5 protein-coding genes are annotated in these 6,608 nt (G+C 59.5%); all 5 read left to right on the top strand.

What is annotated here, in order from left to right:
• The first annotated feature begins 246 nt into the window (after nucleotides 1–246).
• Complete coding sequence (gene hypC, locus QJT78_RS47230) at nucleotides 247–1,992, top strand: HypC/HybG/HupF family hydrogenase formation chaperone (RefSeq protein WP_028154317.1); 1,746 nt, start codon at nucleotides 247–249, stop codon at nucleotides 1,990–1,992.
• The gene (gene hypD, locus QJT78_RS47225) at nucleotides 1,989–3,131 is read left to right on the top strand and encodes a hydrogenase formation protein HypD (protein WP_028154318.1); all 1,143 of its coding nucleotides are present in this window, start codon (nucleotides 1,989–1,991) and stop codon (nucleotides 3,129–3,131) included. Before hypC ends, hypD begins: the two co-directional genes overlap by 4 nt.
• The gene (gene hypE / locus QJT78_RS47220; protein ID WP_011084546.1) at nucleotides 3,128–4,174 is read left to right on the top strand and encodes a hydrogenase expression/formation protein HypE; all 1,047 of its coding nucleotides are present in this window, start codon (nucleotides 3,128–3,130) and stop codon (nucleotides 4,172–4,174) included. The genes hypD and hypE overlap by 4 nt, the downstream gene beginning before the upstream one ends.
• Before the next feature lie 384 nt (nucleotides 4,175–4,558).
• Nucleotides 4,559–5,671 carry an alanine dehydrogenase gene (gene ald / locus QJT78_RS47215; protein WP_038953802.1) on the top strand — a complete coding sequence of 371 codons (1,113 nt, stop codon included), beginning with the start codon at nucleotides 4,559–4,561 and terminating at the stop codon, nucleotides 5,669–5,671.
• A gap of 538 nt (nucleotides 5,672–6,209) precedes the next feature.
• On the top strand, nucleotides 6,210–6,404 hold the full coding sequence (locus QJT78_RS47210; RefSeq protein WP_011084548.1) for a 4Fe-4S binding protein: 195 nt from the start codon (nucleotides 6,210–6,212) through the stop codon (nucleotides 6,402–6,404).
• Nucleotides 6,405–6,608: the final 204 nt, after the last annotated feature.

Raw genomic sequence — 6,608 nt, 5'->3', positions numbered from 1 at the left:
ACGCCCTCCCGACGCAACGACAAAATCGTAAAGCCCCGCGTTCAGCATAACCCGGCAGGAATCCACTTAAATCCAGCGGGGCGCTGTCCAAACAACCGGGGCCAGCTCTGAGTATGCCAGACGGGTCAACCCAAAGATTGACGTGCTTGTCGTTTCGGCTCGTACTGGCGAGGGCTTTGGCGCGCTCTACGCCTGGATCAACAGGCAGGCGCGCCGTCAGAGGCGCGCCTTAGAGGACGCAAGGCGATGAGCGCCGCAGCCACCTGCGATCGAAAGCGACTGCGCGTGCGCGTGAGTGGAGCAGTGCAAGGGGTTGGCTTTCGTCCCTACGTCTATGGACTAGCCATGCGGTACGGATTGGCGGGATTTGTCATCAATGGTCCCGAGGGCGTTCTCATCGAGGTCGAGGGGCACCGTACGTCTGAGTTTATTGCCGCGTTGCCGCAGCGTGGAGAGGCTGGCCCGGTCATCGTTGTCACCAGTGCAAATCTCTACGGCGAACCCCTGCTGATCGATAACGTGGAGGCGTTGAGACAGCTCAAGGGGGTCGCCGACCTGGTCGTGACCCATGATCGCGATATCTTGGCGTGCGCTGATGATTCCGTGGTTTCGGTGGCCGCTGGCCGGGACCAATTCATCCGTCGTGCTCGCGGCTATGTTCCCGAGCCAATTCGGCTTGCAAGGTCTGTCCCGCCCGTGCTCGCCGTCGGCGGGATACTGAAGTCGACCGTCACCATCACGCGGGACGACCAAGCGTTCGTCTCTCAGCATATTGGCGATCTAAATACGGCCGAAAGCATCCGTGCGTTCGAGAAGACGATCCGGCACCTCACATCGAGCCTCGGCGTGGAGCCTGTCGCCGTCGCCCATGATTTGCATCCCGATATGGCTTCTACCCGGTTTGCGGAAGCAAATGCTCGCGCGCTAGTCGCGGTTCAGCATCACCATGCACACGCTGCCGCAGTAATCGCTGAGCACGGCCATGCGGGACCTGCGCTTGCCCTGGTGCTCGATGGCCATGGCTTTGGCTCCGACGGCGGTAACTGGGGTGGCGAATTATTGTTGTGCGAAGAGACGTCGTCCCAGCGCATCGGGCACTTAGCGCCCCTGCAGATACCGGTTGGAGATCGTGCAGCCCGCGAGCCGTGGCGCATGGCCAGCGCAGTATTACACGGGCTCGGCCGGGGTAACGAAATCGGGCAGCGCTTTGCCGCGCAGCGGCAAGCCGGCTGTCTGTCGGACTTGCTCGATCAGCCGGGCGGGACCACCACGACCAGTGCGGGACGGTTGTTCGACGCGGCAGCGGCGCTGCTAGGTATTGCGAATCTGCAGAGCTATGACGGCGAAGCAGCGTTGAAGCTCGAAGCGCTGGTGCGGGGTACTACGATTCTGGAAGCCGGCTGGACGATCGAGGGCGGCGTGCTGTCCCTTGGTCCGCTATTTTCACGTTTGATTGCTGATGACATTGACGCTGCCGGAGGAGCCGGGCTGTTTCATGGCACGTTAGCCGCTGCCTGCGTTGACTGGGTCACACGCTCTGCGCGGACAACCGGCATCAATACCGTGGTTCTGAGCGGCGGCTGCTTCCTGAACGCGGTGCTGGCGGACAAAATCCCGCGGGGGTGCAGCGATGCCGGTCTTACCCCCCTGGTACCGCGACGGCTGCCGCCCAATGACGGCGGTTTGAGCCTCGGCCAGGCCTGGATTGCGGCTCTAAAGATTGCTCAACAGCCGCCCGCCGGGCAGGAGCTGCCTGATATGTGTCTTTCGGTTCCGGCAAAGATCGCGAAAATTCTTCCCAACGAAATGGCCCTCGTGTTCATCGATGGCGTCAACCTGGAGATATCGATTGCCCTCCTCGACGAGCTCGACGTCGGCGATTTCGTCCTGGTCCATGTCGGCTATGCGCTCGCTAAGATCGATCCGGCGGAAGCCAAGCGCACGCTAGAGCTCCTGCAGGAGCTAGGCGCTGCGAAGGAATGCCGATCGTGAAATATTCCAGCGAATTTCGCGACAAGACTATCGCGCAGGGACTTGCGCGAGCAATTGACGCTGAGGTCAGTTCACAACGAGCCTACCGGTTCGTGGAATTTTGCGGTGGACACACTCATGCAATCTCCCGCTACGGTCTTGAGGATCTGCTGCCCGCGAACGTTCGGATGATCCACGGGCCCGGTTGTCCCGTCTGCGTTCTGCCGGCGAGCCGTATCGACATGGCGATCCGGCTCGCCGAGCGGCCAGAGGTCATTCTGTGCGTCTACGGCGACCTGATGCGCGCGCCTGGGTCGCAAGGGCAGTCCCTGTTGCTTGCCAAAGCGCTGGGTGCCCACATTCGGATGGTCTACTCGACCCTCGACGCTATCCGGCTCGCCGAACAGACGCCGGGCCGCGAAGTGGTCTTCTTTGCCATCGGATTTGAGACCACGACGCCCCCGACGGCGGTCATGATCAGGATTGCCGAGCACAAGCGGCTCGAGGGCCTTAGCGTGTTCTGCAATCACGTTCTTACGCCCTCTGCGATGCACCGCATTCTCGAGAACCCGAAGATCCGCAACACGGGCGGGGTCCCCATTGACGGCTTCATCGGGCCTGCACATGTCAGCACCATTGTCGGTACGCAGCCTTACGAGCCCATGGCGGAACAATTCGAGAAGCCGATCGTGGTCGCCGGATTTGAACCCCTCGACGTGCTGCAGGCTGTCCTGATGCTGGTGCGGCAAGTGAACCAAAACCGCCACGAGGTGGAAAACCAATACAGCCGTGCAGTGACACGCGAAGGCAACCGGCGCGCCAAGGAGGAGGTCTCGCAGGTCTTCGAGCTGCGTGAGCAGTTTGAATGGCGCGGGCTTGGACTGGTACCCAACAGCGGACTGAAGCTGAAGCAATCATATGCAAAATTCGACGCCGAGACGCGCTTTGCGATCCATGACCTGCGTGTCGCAGACAATCCGGCCTGCGAATGCTGCGCGATCCTGCGTGGCGCCAAACGGCCGATCGATTGCAAGTTGTTTGGCAATATCTGCACGCCGGAAACGCCCATAGGAGCCTGCATGGTGTCATCAGAAGGAGCTTGTGCGGCGTATTGGACCTATCGCCGAGTTCGCGATGAGCAGGCGAGGCAGACGTCATGAGCGTGAAAGCCTATCAACGCAAGCTCGATGTGGAGAACGGACGCGTTGAACTTTCCCACGGGGCCGGAGGCCGTGCCATGGCACAGCTAATCTCCGGCCTCTTTCATCAGGCCTTCGGTAATGAATGGCTCGCCGGCTCCAATGATCAGTCGGCGTTCGATGTTACCGCAGGCAGGATGGTGATGACGACTGATGGCTATGTGATTTCGCCACTGTTCTTTCCTGGCGGCAACATCGGGTCATTGGCTGTGCACGGCACGATTAATGACATCGCGATGTCCGGTGCGCGTCCTCTCTATTTGTCGGCCAGCTTTATCATCGAGGAGGGTTTCCGGTTTTCGGATCTCAAGACGATCGCGGAGTCGATGGGCGCGGCGGCATGTGCCGCCGGCGTCTATATCATTGCCGGGGATACCAAGGTGGTCGAGCGTGGCAAGGCGGACGGTCTGTTCATCTCTATGACCGGGATCGGGCTGGTGGCCGATGGGCTCGATCTTTCCGCTGACAAGGCAAAGGTCGGGGACCGTGTGCTGCTGTCCGGTAGCCTCGGTGATCATGGGGTGGCGATCATGTCAAAGCGTCAGAACGTTGCATTTCAAACCGAAATCGTCTCCGACTCAGCAGCGTTGCATAGTCTCGCTGCGGCCATGGTTGCCGCTGGCGGTGGCGGCATCCGGGTGATGCGCGACCCTACGCGCGGCGGGCTCGCTGCGGCTCTCAATGAGATCGCGCTTCAATCAGAGCTCGGCTTCCATCTGCAGGAATCGATGATTCCGGTGAAGCCTGCGGTTGCGGCTACCTGCGAACTGCTTGGACTCGAACCGATCCATGTTGCCAACGAAGGCAAGCTCGTCGCGATCGTGGCGCCGGATTCTGCCGATGCCGTTCTCGCAGCCATGAAGGCGCACCCCCTCGGGTCCAATGCGGCCGATATCGGTGAGGCGGTGGCTGACGATCACAAATTTGTGCAGATGACGACCGATTTCGGCGGCCGGCGAATCGTCGACTGGCTGTGGGGGGAACAATTGCCTCGGATCTGTTGAACAGGCTGCGCAACGTCCATTTCTTGGCCGCCATTTACTGACAACGCCATTAGCCCTCAGCTCAACAAGCGTTTCGCTTGATAGGCAATCCTACCTAATTGGCAAATTGCCGTCTTTGCTGCTTGAGGAGTTCGGCGAGGCTGGATTTCGGTTGTTGGCTTTTCTGCGGGCCGCGACTGCAATTCGGAACGATTCACCGGCATCGCGCAGTTTTCGACGGCTAAGTTCAGCGAACAGGATCACACGATCTACCCAGCACCCCTGGGTTTGAAATCCTGCGAAGCCTCGCAAATATCGCTGAATTCCTGCGCCATTTTGCCCGGCTGCGTCGCGATATCGCTGCGCGCTTCCGATAAGAAGGCGCGTCAGGCAGGGAGTATTCAAATGAAGGTCGGAGTTCCAAAGGAAATCAAGGCGCACGAATATCGCGTGGGCCTTACCCCAGGAGCTGCCCGTGAATACGTGGCAGCGGGCCACCGCGTGATGATCGAGACCAATGCCGGCGCTGGCATTGGTGCAACCGATGGCGATTATCGCAATGCCGGCGCAACGATCTTAACTTCGGCAGCTGAGGTATTCGCATCGAGCGAGATGATCGTAAAGGTCAAGGAGCCTCAGCCGGCCGAATGGTCCCAGCTGCGTGAGGATCAAATCCTGTTCACCTATTTGCACTTGGCCCAGGACCCGGAACAGGCTGCCGGCCTCTTGAAATCTGGATGCATTGCAATCGCCTATGAGACCGTAACTGATGCTCATGGTGGTCTTCCACTGCTGGCGCCGATGAGCGAGGTCGCGGGCAGGCTTTCGATCGAAGCGGCGGGTAGCGCTCTAAAGCGGAGTACAGGGGGGCGAGGGCTGCTGATCGGTGGGGTGCCCGGGGTTCAGCCTGCCCGAATCGTGGTGATTGGAGGTGGGGTCGTCGGTACGCACGCCGCGCGCATGGCGGCTGGTCTGGGCGCAGAGGTGACCATCATCGATCGTTCGATCATCCGGCTCCGTGAGCTGGACGAGCTATTCGAAGGACGGGTTCGCACTAGGTTTTCGACCATCGAATCCGTGGAGGAAGAGGTATTTGCGGCGGACGTGGTGATTGGTGCGGTGCTCGTCCCAGGGGCAAGCGCTCCGAAGCTGGTCCGCCGGAGCATGCTGAGCTCAATGCGCAAGAGAGCCGTACTCGTGGACGTCGCTATCGATCAGGGCGGCTGCTTTGAGACATCGCGCCCAACCACTCACGCTGATCCAACATACGAAGTAGATGGCATCATTCATTATTGTGTGGCCAATATGCCGGGTGCCGTGCCGCTAACCTCGAGCCAGGCACTGAATAACGCGACCCTGCCGTTTGGTTTGGCTCTGGCCAACAAGGGTTTTTCCGCCGTACTCGAGAATCCACATCTGCGCGCAGGCCTCAACGTCCATCGGGGCCGGCTAACATACAAGGCGGTGGCCGAGAGCCTCGGGCTGCCCTTCTCCCCGATCGAACAGGCTGCGGCCTGATCCCAGAGGCCCTCATGGGCGTTTCCTCCCTGACTAAGGCCACCCTTCGGGGTGGCTCTTTTTTTCGGCTATTAATCAACTGACCTCCGCCAGTATTGATTAGGAGTGCGGAACGAAGCAGAGGATCACCGGACGAACGCCTGCCTCAACCGCCGCCAGGATAGGGAGACGATGTACCTTCCGGTCCCATTGAGTGGAGCCGACAAGATGCGCCGCGGGCGACCTGATACTTGCCCGGACAGCTCCATGATGTCGCGACACATCGATCATAGCCGCGGCAGGCGGCCTTAAGGATCTCGGATCGTTCCCTAATGCTGGAGAAGGTGGTTTACCTGATCGCTGACGGCCGTGACACCGATCATGCGCAAACCACAGGATCGAGATCAGATTGTCATGTTCGTTGTAGGATTTGCGACACCGTATCGGGTCGGCGACCTGCGTTATCGAAATTTCTTCAGATGAATCAAGCTCAAGATGTCTGGCACAAGACTTGATAGCAAGAAACTGTTCCGCACCTTTTGCTTATGGAATAGCACTGATGGCCTACAAGATAATCGCATCCCAATGCACGGTCTGCGGTGCGTGCGAGTTCGAGTGTCCCAATGCCGCGATTAGCCTGAAGAACGACATCTATGTGATCAATCCGTCCCAGTGTACCCAATGTGAGGGGCATTCTGACGCGCCAAAGTGCGCCGTGGTTTGCCCCGTGCCAGATACTTGCGTGCCCGCATAGGAGCGGCAGCCGATGAGAGGGGCTCCTGCACGAAGCATGATGAAGATAATATCCAAAACAGCCGCCTTTGCGACCCGTCTCCCGTTTTCCTCGCTCGCTAGTACCCACTTTTCTTGGAACGTGAGTCGTGATTCAAGGTCGGGATGATACCCGAAGCAAGAGAAGTCCACCTTTCGAGGAAAGATCGCAAGGTGCTTGAGGCGT

Source organism: Bradyrhizobium sp. Mp27 (assembly GCF_029953005.1).
GTDB classification, from domain to species: Bacteria; Pseudomonadota; Alphaproteobacteria; order Rhizobiales; family Xanthobacteraceae; genus Bradyrhizobium; species Bradyrhizobium barranii.
Note: the sequence above shows the minus strand (reverse complement) of the source record. Positions and strands in the feature narration are given on the sequence as shown.

What these genes read in the sequence shown, in the direction of transcription:
- hypC (WP_028154317.1), top strand. Translation starts at nt 247, where the DNA reads ATGAGCGCCGCAGCCACCTGCGATCGAAAGCGACTGCGCGTGCGCGTG.
- hypE (WP_011084546.1), top strand. Translation starts at nt 3,128, where the DNA reads ATGAGCGTGAAAGCCTATCAACGCAAGCTCGATGTGGAGAACGGACGC.
- ald (WP_038953802.1), top strand. Translation starts at nt 4,559, where the DNA reads ATGAAGGTCGGAGTTCCAAAGGAAATCAAGGCGCACGAATATCGCGTG.
- QJT78_RS47210 (WP_011084548.1), top strand. Translation starts at nt 6,210, where the DNA reads ATGGCCTACAAGATAATCGCATCCCAATGCACGGTCTGCGGTGCGTGC.